This window comes from Streptomyces sp. PL-25 (assembly GCF_058344915.1).
In genome coordinates, this window is record NZ_CP136997.1 from 5,621,982 (window position 1) to 5,636,451 (window position 14,470).

Genomic DNA, 14,470 nt, shown 5'->3' on the forward strand with positions numbered 1-14,470 from the left:
CCGGAGCCCGGCCGTCACCGGCGCGGCCCCGTCGCCGCACCACGGATTCCCAACGACGTAAGGACCCAATGACCTCCTCTTCTTCCTCTTCCCAGGCCACCAAGCGCCTCGCGCACACCCACCCCGATGGACTTCGGGCCGATGCCCTGATGGAAGAGGACGTCGCCTGGAGCCACGAGATCGACGGAGAGCGGGACGGCGACCAGTTCGACCGCTCCGAGCGGGCCGCCCTGCGCCGCGTCGCGGGCCTGTCCACCGAGCTCGAGGACGTCACCGAGGTCGAGTACCGGCAGCTCCGCCTGGAGCGCGTGGTGCTCGTCGGCGTCTGGACCTCTGGGACCGTGCACGACGCGGAGAACTCCCTCGCCGAGCTGGCCGCCCTCGCGGAGACCGCGGGCGCGGTCGTCCTGGACGGCGTGATCCAGCGTCGCGACAAGCCCGACGCGGCCACCTACATCGGCTCCGGCAAGGCCGGTGAGCTGCGGGACATCGTCCTGGAGACGGGCGCCGACACCGTCGTCTGCGACGGTGAGCTGAGCCCCGGTCAGCTCATCCACCTCGAGGACGTCGTCAAGGTCAAGGTCATCGACCGTACGGCCGTGATCCTGGACATCTTCGCCCAGCACGCCAAGTCCCGCGAGGGCAAGGCGCAGGTCGCGCTCGCGCAGATGCAGTACATGCTGCCGCGGCTGCGCGGCTGGGGCCAGTCGCTGTCCCGGCAGATGGGCGGCGGCAGCGGCGGTCTGGCGACCCGCGGTCCCGGTGAGACCAAGATCGAGACCGACCGGCGCCGCATCCGCGAGAAGATGGCCAAGATGCGCCGGGAGATCGCGGCCATGAAGACCGGCCGCGAGATCAAGCGCCAGGAGCGGCGCCGCCACAAGGTGCCCTCCGTCGCCATCGCCGGCTACACCAACGCCGGGAAGTCCTCCCTGCTCAACCGTCTCACCGGCGCGGGCGTCCTGGTCGAGAACGCGCTGTTCGCGACCCTGGACCCGACCGTGCGCCGGGCCGAGACACCGAGCGGGCGGCTGTACACGCTGGCGGACACCGTCGGCTTCGTCCGGCACCTGCCGCACCACCTGGTCGAGGCGTTCCGCTCCACCATGGAGGAGGTCGGCGACTCCGACCTGATCCTGCACGTCGTGGACGGCTCGCACCCCGACCCGGAGGAGCAGCTCGCCGCCGTGCGCGAGGTGATCAGGGAGGTCGGCGCCACCGACGTGCCCGAGATCGTCGTGGTCAACAAGGCGGACGCGGCGGACCCGCTGGTGCTCCAGCGGCTGCTGCGGCGGGAGAAGCACTCGATCGCGGTCTCCGCCCGGACCGGCCAGGGCATCGACACACTGCTCGCCATGATCGACGCCGAGCTGCCCCGGCCCGCCGTGCAGATCGAGGCGCTGGTGCCGTACACGCACGGCAAGCTGGTCGCCCGCGCCCACACCGAGGGCGAGGTGATCTCCGAGGAGCACACCGCGGAGGGCACCCTGCTCAAGGCCCTGGTGCACGAGGAACTGGCCGCGGAGCTGACGCCGTACGCGCCGGTTCCCGCGCTCTGACCTCCGGGCACCGACGGGGCGCCGGACACAGCCGCCGGGTATCTCCGGCGCGCCGGACACACCCGGCGGATGCACACCGCACGGCGGGCCCGTCCCCTTCACCGGAAGGGGGCGGGCCCGCCGTCGCGCCGGGAGCGGCGCGGAGGTCACCGGCCGCCGTAGGTCCGGCTCATGTTCTGGTACAGCGCCTCGGCGCCCCGGCCGAGCTGCGGGCCGGCGAGCCAGGTGTTGTCGGACGGGCCGATCGAGGTGTTGGACACCAGGACGGTCTTCCCGCCCACCACGCGGAACCAGCCGCCGCCGGACGAGCCGCCGGTCATGGTGCAGCCGATCCGGTACATTGTCGGCAGGGACGGGCTGAGCGACAGCCGGCCGGGCCGGTCCAGGCACCGGAACATCCGGAGCCCGCTGTACGGCGGCGCCGCCGGGTAGCCCCACGCGCCCATGGTGGCGACCTGGGGCGCCCGCGGTGCGGAGAAGTCCACGTCGAGCGCCGCCCCGACCGTCTCCTCCAGCGACTTCGTCCCGGCCTCCGGCTTCACGTGCAGCACCGCGTAGTCGTACGCGGCGCCCGCGCCGCCCGTCTCCGAGCCGCCCTGGATCCACTGGCCCGAGGTGGACGCCCAGTCCGCCCACCAGGCGCCGTAGGGGGCGACCTCGGCGGGAGCGGCCTGGCTCAGCCGGCCGGCGGACTTGCCCAGGTCGTTGTAGGCGGGCACGAAGGCGATGTTGCGGTACCAGCCGCCGCCCCGGCCGGCGTGCACGCAGTGCCCGGCCGTCCACACCAGGTTGGACCTGCCCGGGTGGTTGACGTCCTTGACGACCGTGCCCGAGCAGACCATCGCGCCCTGGGGCGAGTCGAAGAAGACCTTGCCGACCGGGGCCGCGTGCTGGTGGTACGGAGTCTTCTCGGCCTGCGCCGGGACCGCGCGCGGCGCCGGGTCGCTGACCCCCTGGCCGGCGGCGTCCTGGGTGGTGACCGTCTTGTTGGCCTCCTTGGCGGACTTCATCCGCTCAGGCTTCCAGAGATCCTTGATCACCGGGTTGACGAAGTCCTTGGCGGCACTGAGCCACTTGTCCTTGTCCCAGTTCTTCCAGCCGCCGTCGCGCCATTTGTCGGCGTCGATGCCGTGTTCCTTCAGCTTGTCCGCGAGACCGGCAGGGATCCTGGCCTTCCCGTCGCCGCCGCTGCCCGCGCTCTGGGCGGCGGCGGCGGACGGCGGGCCGCTCGCGTCGTCGGAGTCCGAGCCGCCGCAGGCGGTGGCGGTGAGCGCCAGGGCCGCCGCGAGCCCGGTGGCGGCGAGTGCGGTGCGCCGGCGTGCGCGCCGGGGCGTCTGGGACGTACGCAGTGAACGCATGGTGCGAGGAACCCCCGTTGGTTCGTGTCTGAGCTGCCCGGCCGGCGGTGCTCACCGGCCGGGATCGGTTGCGGGAGGCGGCGGGGTGCCGGGGGTGCCGGTCACCCCGCCGCCGCCCCGTTCAGCGGGTGCGCGGTGCCGTGCTCAGCGCCCGGCGAACTTCTTGCTGACGGAGTCGTAGACGCCCTTGGCGACCGTGCCCAGCCGCGGACCGGCCAGCCAGCCCGAGGTGACCGGACCGATCGAGGTGTTGGAGACCAGCGCCGGCTTGCCGTCGGCGCCCTTCTCGACCCAGCCGCCGCCGGAGGAACCGCCGGTCATGCTGCACCCGATGCGGTACATCGTCGGGTCGGCGGAGGCCACCGACAGCCGGCCCGGCTTGTCCTGGCACTGGTAGAGGAGCTGCCCGTCGTAGGGCGGCGCGGCCGGGTAGCCGGTCGCGGTGATGCTCTGGACCTTCGGCACCGCGGGGGCGTCGAAGTTCACCGGGAGCGCCGAACCGACGGTCTCCTCCAGCGACTTGCCGTTCCCGCCCTTCTCCGGCGTCACATGGATGACGGCGAAGTCGTAGCTCGCGCCCTGCCCGCCGGTGGAGCCGCCCTGCTCGATCCACTGGTCGGAGGTCTGCGCCCAGTCGCCCCACCACACCCCGTACGGGGCGACCTGCTCCCGGGTGGCACCCTGAAGCTGGGCGGCGCTGCGGCCCGCGTCGTTGTACGACGGCACGAAGGCGATGTTGCGGTACCAGCCGCCCTTCTTGCCCGCGTGCACGCAGTGGCCCGCCGTCCACACCATGTTGGACTTGCCGGGGTGGGCCGGGTCCTCGACGACCGTGGCCGAGCAGACCATCGTGCCCTCGGGGGAGTCGAAGAAGACCTTGCCCGCCGTCGCGGCGCCCGAGTGGTACGGCGGCGCGACCTTCGCGGCCCGCACGGGCACCGGGGTCGGGTCGGTGACGCCCTGGTCACCGGAGATGTCGTTGTCGTCCACGCCCTTGTCCGGATCGTTGGCGCGGCGCATCCGGTCCGGGTCCCACAGGCCCTGGATGATCGGGTTGACGAAGTCGTTGGCCTCGCGCAGCCAGTCGCTCTTGTCCCAGTTCTTCCAGGCGCCGTTCTTCCACTTGTCGATGTCGATCCCGTGCTCTTTGAGCTTCTTGCGGATGTCGTCCGGGATCGTGATCTTTCCGTCGTCCGTGGCCCCCGCGTCGCCGGTCTGCGCGGCGGCCGTGGGCTGCCCGCTCGCGTCGGTGTCGTCGCCGTCGCAGCCGGTGGCGGTGAGCGCCAGCGTCGACACCAGGGCGACGGTGGCCAGCACGGGGCCGGCCGTGCGCCGGGAGCGCCCTCCCCGGCGAGCGGTGGCGGACGGGCGTATGGATCGCATGCTTCGGTTCCCCCTGTGGTGAACGGACGTGCTGACGCGCTGCGTTCCGGCGCCGGACACGGGCGGACGGCGGACCGATGACGGACCGTGGCCGGACCGATGACGGACCGTCGGCGGACCGATGACGGACCGCCGGTGGACCGGTGCCGGCCGCGTGGTACGGCTGCTGGAACGGCACCACACACTATGCGCTCGCTGTGGGGGACTGCCCACGGAACGGCAACGGTTCGGCTACAAGCCGCCTGACCTGGACAACCGTCCGGCGGCCTACGGGCTCACGGACGGTTCGGCGCCGGACGGGCGGAAACGGCGCCGGTACTCCGTGGGCGTCGTGCCGAGCCGTCGGCGGAAGGCGCGCACCAGCGTGTCCACCGTGCCGAACCCGCACTCCGTGACGATCCGTTCGAGGGTGGCGTCGGTGGACTCCAGCCGGGCGCGCGCCCGTTCGACGCGGGCGGCCTCCACATAGGCGCTGGGCGTCATGCCGAGTTCGGACCGGAAGACGCGGGTCAGCTGCCGTTCGCTGAGATGGGCGTGCGCGGCCAGGTCCGCCACGGTCAGCCGCTCGCCGAGGCGGTTCAGGATGTGATGGCGCAGCTCCTCCACGCGGCGCGTCCCGGAGACCGGTTCCAGCGGCACGCTGAACTGGCTCTGCCCGCTGGGCCGTTTGAGATACATCACCAGCTGGCGGGCGACCCGCAGCGCCACCGTCTCGCCGTGGTCCTCGGCGACCAGGGCGAGCGAGAGGTCGAGGCAGGCGCTGATCCCCGCACCGGTCCAGGTGTCGCCCTCCCGGATGAAGATCGGATCGGCGTCGACCTCCACCGCCGGGTGCTCGTCGGCGAGTTGCCGTGCCGTCGACCAGTGGGTGGTGGCGCGCTTGCCGTCCAGCAGCCCGGCGGCGGCCAGGATGTGCGCGCCGACGCAGACGGAGGCGGTCCGGCGGGCCCGTCCGGCGAGATCCCGCACCCGGTCGACCACGGCGGGCTCCGCGAGCGCCCGGACCCGCGCGGAGCCGTCCGCCGCTACCGAACCGGGCACCAGGAGGGTGTCGACACGGCTGTCCGACAGCTCCTCGAAAGTGGTGTCGGGCACCACCCGCACCCCGGCGGAGGTGGTGACCGGATCCAGGGTCTCCGCCGCCAGGACGACCCGGTAGCAGGCCGGGTCCGCCAGTTCCCGCCGCACCAGGGAGAACACCTCGGGCGGGCCGGTGACGTCGAGCAGGTCGACGCCCTCGAAGAGCACGACGACGATGAGGCGTCCGGTGGCGGCGCTCAAGGGGGTCTCCGTCCGTTCGGCGGGGCAGGCGATGTCCGGATCTGCGGGTTGGGCGACATTGCCGACACGCAGAGCATGATCGTACGTTCGTATCCGGGCCGGCCACCGCACGGGCGGGCCACTGACGACGACTCCGGGCGCACGGCCCGGCGCTCTTCCCGAGGGGAACCCATGACCACGACCACGCTGCGCGCGCTCAACGGACTCGACGACACCCCGGCCTCGCTCGCGGACGCGACCCTGATCCTGGTCGACTACCAGAACACCTACGTCGGCGGCGTGATGGAGCTGACGGGCTGGCGGCCCGCGCTCGACTCCGCCGCCGCCCTGCTGGCGCGGGCCCGGCAGGCCGGAGCCACGGTCATCCACGTCGTCCACGACGGCGGACCGGGCAGCGCGTACGACATCAGGGAGGAGATCGGCGCCATCCACCCGAGCGTGGCCCCGGCCGAGGGCGAGGCCATCGTGGTGAAGCAGGCCCCGAACGCGTTCGTCGGCACCGAACTGGGCGACCTGGTCGACGCGGCCGGGCACCAGGACGTCGTCGTGATCGGCTTCATGACGCACATGTGCGTGCAGTTCACCGCCGAGGGCGCCTTCCTGCGCGGCAACCGGCCCACGGTCGTCGCCGACGCGTGCGCGACGCGTCCGCTCCCGTCCGGGGGCACGCTGCTGGACGCCGGCCAGATCCACGCCGCCGCGCTGGCGACGGTCGGGGATCTGTACGGGGTCGTCGTGGCGTCGGGGGAGGAGCTGGGCTGAGGGTTGACGGGGCGCGGCTGCGCCCTGGCGGGGCCATGGCTGTTCTCCGCTGGATCTCGGCTCTTCTCCGGCGAGGCCCTGGCTGCTCCCCGGCGGGTCCCTGGCTGTTCCCCGACGGGTTGCCGGCTGTTCCCCGGCGGTCGGCGCCGGGCCGCCGGAAACTCCCTCCTGGCGGCCCGTAACCGTACGGATCACGGGCGGTTGTACCGGTGGGGTTCCCGCTGCCCCCGGCCAGGCCCATGCGCGCCCGGCCGGGGAGTGCACGGGCGAGCGACGCCGTGCCGCAGGGGGACCCGGAACGCGGCCCCTCCCGTCGGAGGAGGCCGCCGCCTCGGGACAGCGGGAGGGCAGGGAGCCGTGACGGTGGCCGCGGACGGGGGGTACGGGACGCACGGGGGACCCGGGACCTCCGCGGAGCAGGGGGAGCGCGAGGAGCGCGAGGGACGCGCGCGGGAGCAGGAGGGGTGCGCGGGGGACGGCGCGTACGCCCTTCACGAGGGGATCCTGCGGCGCCAGTGCGCGCGCGAGTCGGCGGCCCGCACCTACGCGCGCGCCCTGCCGATCGTGCCGGTCCGGGCGCGCGGCCTCACCATCGAGGGCGCGGACGGCCGCCGCTACCTGGACTGCCTCTCCGGCGCGGGCACCCTTGCCCTCGGCCACAACCACCCCGTCGTCCTGGGAGCCGTCCGCAAGGTCCTCGACTCGGGCGCGCCGCTGCACGCCCTCGATCTGGCCACGCCCGTCAAGGACGCGTTCGTCACCGAACTGTTCCGCACCCTGCCCGCCGGACTGGCCGCACGCGCGCGCGTGCAGTTCTGCGGTCCGGCCGGGACGGACGCGGTCGAGGCCGCCTTCAAGCTCGTCCGGGCCGCCACCGGACGCACCGGCATCATGGCGTTCACCGGGGCCTACCACGGGATGACCGACGCGGCGCTCGCCGCCTCCGGGCACGCCCGGGACGTACGCGTCACCCGGCTGCCCTACCCGCAGGACTACCGCTGCCCCTTCGGCGTCGGCGGCCCGCTCGGGGCCGAACTCGCCGCCCGCTGGACGGAGTCCCTGCTGGACGACCCCAAGTCCGGGGTGCCGCTGCCCGCCGGGATGATTTTCGAACCCGTCCAGGGCGAGGGCGGGGTGCTCCCCGCGCCGGACGAGTGGACGCGCCGCGTCCGGCGGCTCACCGAGGACAGGTCCGTGCCTCTGATCGCGGACGAGGTCCAGACCGGCGTCGGCCGCACCGGCGCCTTCTGGGCGGTGGACCACAGCGGCATCACACCGGACGTGATGGTGCTGTCGAAGGCCATCGGCGGCAGCCTGCCGCTGGCCGTCGTCGTGTACCGGGACGACCTCGACGTCTGGGCACCCGGCGCCCACGCGGGTACCTTCCGCGGCAACCAGCTCGCCATGGCCGCCGGGACCGCCACCCTGGCGTACGTCCGTGAGAACCGGCTCGACGAACACGCCGCCGACCTCGGCGCCCGCATGCTGCGTCGGCTGGGCGAACTGCGCGAGCGGTACGCCTGCGTGGGCGACGTGCGGGGGCGCGGGCTGATGCTCGGCCTGGAACTGGTCGATCCGACGGCCGAGGCGGAGACGGAGCGCGAGACGGCGGCCGGGGACGGGACGGAGACGGGGTCCGCGGCGGAGACGGGGGCCGCGCCGCTCACCGCTCCCGGGCGGCGCCCGCCCCCCGCCGCTCCCGCCCTGGCCGCCGCCGTGCAGCGGGAATGCCTGCGGCGGGGCCTCATCGTCGAACTCGGCGGCCGCCACGGCAGCGTCGTCCGGCTGCTTCCGCCGCTGACCCTCACCGACGAGCAGTCCGCCGCGGTGCTCGACCGGCTGGCCGACGCGGTCGAGGCGGTGGCCGGTGAGCGCCCCGCGCGCGTGGGCGAGCGGTTCGGGCCGCCCGGACAGGGGCACCGCACCGCCGGGCCGGTGCGAGGAGCGGGGGGCGCCCAATGACCGGGCCGGAGCCCGCCGCCGTGCCCGGTCGGCGGCAGGGCGGGCGACCACCCGGGACGACGCCGCAGCCCCCGGGCGCCTCCGCCGACGTACCGGACGTCGTCGATGTACCGGATGCCGTCGACGTACCGGACGCCATGGACGACGCAGACGCCACCGCCTCACCCCCACGCCGAGGAACCGCCGTGCACGCCACCCCCACCGTCCCCCACCAGACGGGCGCTCTGCCCGCCCACCGGTCACCGGACCCGCGTCCGTCCCCGGCCGACCCGCTCGACCACCCCGACCCGCACACGGCCGCCCAGATCGCCGGCGTCGAGAACCTGCTGCGCTGCTGGGTCCGCGAGACCGGCGTCCAGGACCCCGGCGGCGGCACCCTCCGCGTCCCCCTGCCGAGCAGCGGAACGGCCCTCCTGGTACCGGTCCGCCACTGGTCGCCGACGGGCTGGCACCGCTTCGGCCCGCCGCGCCTGGCCGGTGCCCCGGCGACCGCCCCACCGGCGGACGCCGTCACGGTCGCCGCGCTGCTCGCCCGCGAAGCCGCGGTCCCGGCCGCCGACAGCGACGGCACCAGCGGCTCCGGGCCCCGCGGCGGAACCGAACCCCGCGGCGGCTCCGGCCCGGCGGACGCCATGGCCGGTGCCGACGCGGTCGACCTGGTGGCGCGCGTCGCCGACTCCGTCCGGCGCACCGCGCTCTTCCTCGCCGACCGCCGCGCGGACCCGGCCGACCGCCCCGACCTCTTCCTCTCCGCCGAGCAGGCCCTCCTGCTCGGACATCCGCTGCACCCGGCGCCCAAGAGCCGCGAGGGCCTGTCGGAGGCCGAGGCACGGCCGTACTCGCCCGAGTCGCGCGGCGCCTTCCCGCTGCACTGGATGGCCGTCGCCCCCGCCGTGCTCGCCACCGACTCCGCGTGGACCGAGGGCGGCCGCCGCGTCCCGGCCGACCGGATCACGGCCCGGCTCGCGGGCCCGGGACTGCCCCTGCCCGAGGGGTACGCGGCGCTGCCGCTGCACCCGTGGCAGGCGCGCGAGGTGCGGCACCGCCCCGGCACGGCCGCTCTGCTCGACGCGGGACTGCTGCGCGACCTCGGACCGCACGGCCCGTCCTGGCACCCGACCTCCTCCGTACGCACCGTCCACCGCGGCGGCGCGCCCGCCATGCTCAAACTGTCCCTCGCCCTGCGCATCACCAACTCGCGCCGGGAGAACCTCCGCAAGGAACTCCACCGCGGAGTGGAGGTGCACCGGCTGCTGCGGGCCGGGCTCGCCGCGCGGTGGCGGACCGCCCACCCCGGCTTCGACATCGTGCGCGATCCGGCCTGGCTGGCCGTCGACGGCCAGGACGGCGCCCCCGTGCCCGGCCTCGACGTGATGATCCGGCACAACCCGTTCGCCCCGGCGGACGACGTCTCCTGCGTCGCCGGACTGGTCGCTCCCCGGCCGAGCCCCGACGGCATGCCCTTCAGCCGGGCAGACGGCGCACCCGCACCGTACGGCCCGGCCGGAAACACGGCGTACGACTCGACCGCGAGCGCGGCGGGCGACCCGGACGGCGGCCGTGCCCGGACGGACAGCGGCCGGATGACGCGCTCCCGCCTCGCGGAGATCGTCGCGCGGCTCGCCGCCCGCAGCGGCCGGCCGGTGGGGGCCGTCGCCGCCGAGTGGTTCCTGCGCTACCTCGAACAGGTGATCCGTCCCGTGCTGTGGCTGGACGGCGAGGCGGGCATCGCCCTGGAGGCGCACCAGCAGAACACCCTGGTCCTGCTGGACCCGGAGGGCTGGCCGGCGGGCGGCCGCTACCGCGACAACCAGGGGTACTACTTCCGGGCCTCCCGGCACGCGGAACTCGACGCGGCGCTGCCCGGGATCGGGGCCCGCAGCGACACCTTCGTCCCCGACGAGGTCGCCGACGAGCGCTTCGCGTACTACCTCGCCCTCAACAACGTGTGCGGCCTCATCGGCGCCCTCGGCTCCCAGCGGCTCGCCGACGAACGGCTGCTGCTGGCCGCCTTCCGCCGCTTCCTGGCCACCGCGGCGGGAGGGCCCGGACGCCTGCGCTCCACGCTGCCCGCCCGTCTGCTCGACGCGCCGGTGCTGCGCTGCAAGGCCAACCTGCTGACCCGGCTGCACGGCCTGGACGAACTGGCCGGTCCGGTCGACACCCAGTCCGTCTACGTCACCGTCGCCAACCCCCTCCACTCCTGACGCCCTGATGCCCTGATGCCGTGACGCTCCGGCCCCCGGCCGCTCCCGAGTGCCACGGATCCCTCCGAGAGGACCGCCCATGCCGTCCGCCGACACCGGCACCGCCCCGAGCCCCGCCCCCCGACCGGGCCCCCGCCGCGGCGGCGCCCCGCCGAGGCGGGCGGCGACGGTGAGGACACGCTCGACCTGCGGCTGCCCGAGGAGTTCGTCGCGCTCTTCGCTGACCCGGCCGGGACCGCTCCCGCCGCCACCGGCCCGGCCGACCTCCTGGACGGTGTGGGCGACTGGGGCCCCGTCGTCACCCCGGTGGGGACCTTCCGCCTGGTGCCCGTCCGGATCGAACGGGACCTGCCGGTCGTCAGCCGCTGGATGAACGACCCCGCGGTCGACGCGTTCTGGCAGCTCGCCGGGCCACCGAGCGCGACCGAGGAACACCTGTGCGCACAGGTGGACGGCGACGGACGCAGCGTCCCCTGCATCGGCCTGCTGGACGGCATGCCGATGAGCTACTGGGAGATCTACCGGGCCGATCTCGACCCGCTGGCCCGCCACTACTGCGCACGCCCGCACGACACGGGCCTCCACCTCCTCATCGGCGCCGCCGCCGACCGCGGCCGGGGGACCGGCGGTGCGCTGCTGCGGGCCGTGGCCGCACTGGTCCTCGCGCGGCGCCCGGCCTGCGCCCGCGTCGTCGCCGAACCCGACCTGCGCAACGCACCCTCGGTGGCGGCCTTCCTGCGCGCGGGATTCCGGCAGGCGGCCGAGGTGGAGCTGCCCGGCAAGCGGGCCGCCCTGATGATGCGGGACCGGTTCCCGCAGCGGCCGCGATGACCGCGGACCGCCGCCGGTGTCCGGCTTCGGGGCACCGATTGTCAGTGCCGCCCCGTAGGGTGGTCGCGCTATGACGAAGCCCTCACTCCCCGAACTCCTGCATGCCGCCGTCGCAGCCGTCGGCGGTACAGAGCGCCCCGGCCAGGTGACCATGGCCCAAGCCGTCGGCGACGCGATCGACGACGGCTCACACCTGCTGGTCCAGGCCGGCACCGGCACCGGCAAGTCCCTCGGCTACCTCGTGCCCGCGCTCGCGCACGGGGAGCGGGTCGTGGTGGCGACGGCCACCCTCGCCCTCCAGCGCCAGCTCGTCGAGCGCGACCTGCCGCGCACGGTGGACGCGCTGCACCCGCTGCTGCGCCGCCGCCCGGACTTCGCGATGCTCAAGGGCCGGTCGAACTACCTGTGCCTGCACCGGCTGCACGAGGGCGTCCCGCAGGACGAGGAGGAGGGCCTGTTCGACCAGTTCGAGGCGGCGGCGCCCACCAGCAAGCTGGGACAGGACCTGCTGCGGCTGCGCGACTGGTCGGACGAGACCGAGTCAGGGGACCGCGACGACCTCACCCCGGGTGTGTCGGACCGGGCCTGGGCGCAGGTGTCGGTCTCCTCCCGGGAATGCCTGGGCGCCTCGAAGTGCGCCTACGGTGCGGAGTGCTTCGCCGAGACGGCCCGCGAGCGCGCCAAGCTGGCCGAGGTCGTCGTCACCAACCACGCGCTGCTCGCGATCGACGCCATCGAGGGCGCGCCGGTCCTGCCGCAGCACGAGGTCCTGATCGTCGACGAGGCGCACGAACTGGTCTCCCGGGTGACCGGTGTGGCCACCGGTGAGCTGACCCCCGGCCAGGTCAACCGCGCGGTGCGCCGCGCCGCGAAGCTGGTCGACGAGAAGACGGCCGACCAGCTCCAGACCGCCGCCGAGGGCTTCGAGCGGCTGATGGAGCTGGCCCTGCCCGGCCGCCTGGAGGAGATCCCGGAGGACCTCGGCTACGCGCTGCTGGCCCTGCGGGACGCGGCGCGCAATGTCATCTCGGGGATCGGCGCGACCCGCGACAAGTCGGTCCAGGACGAGGACGCCGTCCGCAAGCAGGCCCTGGCCTCCGTGGAATCCGTGCACGACGTGGCCGAGCGGATCACCAACGGCTCCGAGTGGGACGTCGTCTGGTACGAGCGCCACGACCGCTTCGGCGCCTCGCTGCGGGTGGCCCCCATGTCGGTGTCGGGCCTGCTGCGGGAGAAGCTCTTCACGGACCGCTCCGTGGTGCTCACCTCGGCGACGCTGAAGCTGGGCGGCGACTTCAACGGCGTCGGGGCGTCACTGGGCCTGGCCCCGGAGGGCACGGAGGGCGAGGACGTGCCGCAGTGGAAGGGCGTGGACGTCGGTTCCCCCTTCGACTACCGCAGGCAGGGCATCCTGTACGTCGCCAAGCACCTGGCGCGGCCCGCGCGCGACGGCGACCGCACGGACATGCTCGACGAGCTGACGGAGCTGATCCAGGCGGCGGGTGGCCGGACACTGGGCCTGTTCTCCTCGATGCGGGCCGCCCAGCTCGCCGCCGAGGAGCTGCGCTCGCGCGTGCCGGAGTTCCCGATCCTGCTCCAGGGCGAGGAGACCCTGGGCGAGCTGATCAAGAACTTCTCGGCCGATCCGCAAACGTGCCTGTTCGGCACCCTCTCGCTCTGGCAGGGCGTCGACGTCCCGGGCGCCAGTTGCCAGCTGGTCGTGATGGACAAGATCCCCTTCCCGCGTCCCGACGATCCGTTGATGAGCGCGCGGCAGAAGGCGGTCGAGGAGGCCGGGGGCAACGGCTTCATGGCGGTCGCGGCGACGCACGCGGCCCTGCTGATGGCCCAGGGCGCCGGGCGTCTGGTCCGCGCCTCCGGGGACCGGGGCGTGGTCGCCGTACTGGATCCGCGGCTGGCGACCGCGCGCTACGGCAGCTATCTGAAGGCGTCGCTGCCGGACTTCTGGTACACCACCGACCGCAACCAGGTGCGCAAGTCGCTCACGGCCATCGACGTGGCGGCGAAGGCCGCGGAGACGGAGCGGGCCGCGGACGAGTGATCCGGGGCCGGAGGCCCGGCCGGGCCTCCGGCCGGTGCCGTTCCACGCGTTCGACGCGTGAGCGGCGCGCGGGCGGGTGGTGCCTGCGCGGGCGGGTGGTGCCTGTACGACGGCTCATGTGAGCGTGCCCAGCCGCTCGTCCGTGCGGGCGGCGCCGCGTCCCATGCCCGTGGCAGGGCAGCACAGGGCCCCGGAACCGGCGCAGAGGTTCCGGGGCCCGGTCAGGGGGCGGGGGGTGAGCCCGCCCGGCGGCGGTCTCAGACGCGCCGCAGCACCGCGACCACCTTGCCGAGGATGGTCGCGTCGTCACCGGGGATCGGCTCGTACGCGGCGTTGTGCGGCAGCAGCCACACATGGCCGTCCTCGCGCTTGAAGCGCTTGACGGTGGCCTCCCCGTCGATCATGGCGGCCACGATGTCGCCGTTCTCGGCGACCTGCTGGCGGCGGACCGTCACCCAGTCGCCGTCGCAGATCGCGGCCTCGATCATCGAGTCGCCGACGACCTTGAGGACGAACAGCTCACCGTCGCCGACCAGCTGCCGGGGCAGCGGGAAGACGTCCTCGACGGACTCCTCGGCGAGGATCGGGCCACCGGCCGCGATCCGCCCGACGAGCGGGACGTACGACGCGGCCGGCTTGCCGACGGTGTCCGTGGGCTGGAGCGTGGCCGCCTGGTCGGATCCGCGGACCTCGTACGCGCGCGGGCGGTGCGGGTCGCGCCGCAGGAAGCCCTTGCGCTCCAGGGCCATCAGCTGATGCGCCACCGAGGAGGTGCTGGACAGCCCCACGGCCTGGCCGATCTCCCGCATGGACGGCGGGTAGCCGCGCCGCTGCACGGAGTCCCTGATGACTTCGATCACCCGGCGCTGCCGCTCGGTGAGTCCCGAACTGTCCGCCCTGATGCCTGGAGGTCGGCCGGGCAGAGAGCGCTTGTGTGCCTCGGGATTCGCGGCTTCGTTCATCGCATGCACCGGCTCGAGTCGGCCCTGGGAGCGGTCCTGGGCGGTGATGGTGGCACTGTCTGCGGTGGTGGTCACGTCGGCCCCTCTCGATGGTCTCCCTCCG

At 74.3% G+C, this 14,470-nt stretch carries 9 protein-coding genes and 1 pseudogene; 6 read left to right on the forward strand and 4 right to left on the reverse strand.

Annotated elements, in window-relative coordinates:
- Window positions 1-68: 68 nt before the first annotated feature.
- The gene (gene hflX / locus R4Z62_RS25345) at window positions 69-1,559 is read left to right on the forward strand and encodes a GTPase HflX (protein WP_355480104.1); all 1,491 of its coding nucleotides are present in this window, start codon (window positions 69-71) and stop codon (window positions 1,557-1,559) included.
- A gap of 146 nt (window positions 1,560-1,705) precedes the next feature.
- Here the strand turns inward: hflX and R4Z62_RS25350 are convergent, their stop codons facing one another.
- From R4Z62_RS25350 to R4Z62_RS25360, 3 genes are all read right to left on the reverse strand, one after another.
- Complete coding sequence (locus R4Z62_RS25350) at window positions 1,706-2,917, reverse strand: trypsin-like serine peptidase (RefSeq protein ID WP_491520969.1); 1,212 nt, start codon at window positions 2,915-2,917, stop codon at window positions 1,706-1,708.
- 144 nt (window positions 2,918-3,061) lie between these two features.
- Window positions 3,062-4,300: a trypsin-like serine peptidase gene (locus tag R4Z62_RS25355; protein WP_491520970.1), complete on the reverse strand. Its 1,239-nt coding sequence runs from the start codon at window positions 4,298-4,300 to the stop codon at window positions 3,062-3,064.
- A gap of 267 nt (window positions 4,301-4,567) precedes the next feature.
- Window positions 4,568-5,581 carry a GlxA family transcriptional regulator gene (locus tag R4Z62_RS25360; RefSeq protein ID WP_491520971.1) on the reverse strand — a complete coding sequence of 338 codons (1,014 nt, stop codon included), beginning with the start codon at window positions 5,579-5,581 and terminating at the stop codon, window positions 4,568-4,570.
- 171 nt (window positions 5,582-5,752) lie between these two features.
- Between R4Z62_RS25360 and R4Z62_RS25365 the strand changes: the two genes are divergently transcribed.
- The 5 genes and pseudogenes from R4Z62_RS25365 to R4Z62_RS25385 all read left to right on the forward strand — a co-directional run bounded on the left by R4Z62_RS25365 (window position 5,753) and on the right by R4Z62_RS25385 (window position 13,405).
- Complete coding sequence (locus R4Z62_RS25365; protein WP_385488735.1) at window positions 5,753-6,343, forward strand: isochorismatase family protein; 591 nt, start codon at window positions 5,753-5,755, stop codon at window positions 6,341-6,343.
- 504 nt (window positions 6,344-6,847) lie between these two features.
- A complete protein-coding gene (locus R4Z62_RS25370) occupies window positions 6,848-8,305 on the forward strand; it encodes a diaminobutyrate--2-oxoglutarate transaminase family protein (RefSeq protein ID WP_491521925.1) in 1,458 nt (485 codons plus the stop codon).
- The gene (locus R4Z62_RS25375; RefSeq protein ID WP_491520972.1) at window positions 8,302-10,512 is read left to right on the forward strand and encodes an IucA/IucC family protein; all 2,211 of its coding nucleotides are present in this window, start codon (window positions 8,302-8,304) and stop codon (window positions 10,510-10,512) included. The genes R4Z62_RS25370 and R4Z62_RS25375 overlap by 4 nt, the downstream gene beginning before the upstream one ends.
- 30 nt (window positions 10,513-10,542) lie before the next feature.
- Window positions 10,543-11,343: pseudogene (locus R4Z62_RS25380) on the forward strand (GNAT family N-acetyltransferase); the annotation flags it as partial.
- Window positions 11,344-11,413: 70 nt separating this feature from the next.
- Window positions 11,414-13,405, forward strand: a complete 1,992-nt coding sequence (locus R4Z62_RS25385; RefSeq protein ID WP_491520973.1) for an ATP-dependent DNA helicase — start codon at window positions 11,414-11,416, stop codon at window positions 13,403-13,405.
- Window positions 13,406-13,662: 257 nt separating this feature from the next.
- On the opposite strand, the gene lexA is transcribed toward R4Z62_RS25385, so the two are convergent.
- Entirely contained in the window at window positions 13,663-14,442 is a 780-nt protein-coding gene (lexA, locus tag R4Z62_RS25390; RefSeq protein ID WP_018564690.1) for a transcriptional repressor LexA, read from the reverse strand.
- Between the last annotated feature and the right edge of the window lie 28 nt (window positions 14,443-14,470).

Coding starts and splice junctions, on each gene's coding strand:
- hflX (WP_355480104.1), top strand. CDS start 69: ATGACCTCCTCTTCTTCCTCTTCCCAGGCCACCAAGCGCCTCGCGCAC.
- R4Z62_RS25365 (WP_385488735.1), top strand. CDS start 5,753: ATGACCACGACCACGCTGCGCGCGCTCAACGGACTCGACGACACCCCG.
- R4Z62_RS25350 (WP_491520969.1), bottom strand. CDS start 2,917: ATGCGTTCACTGCGTACGTCCCAGACGCCCCGGCGCGCACGCCGGCGC.
- R4Z62_RS25385 (WP_491520973.1), top strand. CDS start 11,414: ATGACGAAGCCCTCACTCCCCGAACTCCTGCATGCCGCCGTCGCAGCC.
- R4Z62_RS25355 (WP_491520970.1), bottom strand. CDS start 4,300: ATGCGATCCATACGCCCGTCCGCCACCGCTCGCCGGGGAGGGCGCTCC.
- R4Z62_RS25375 (WP_491520972.1), top strand. CDS start 8,302: ATGACCGGGCCGGAGCCCGCCGCCGTGCCCGGTCGGCGGCAGGGCGGG.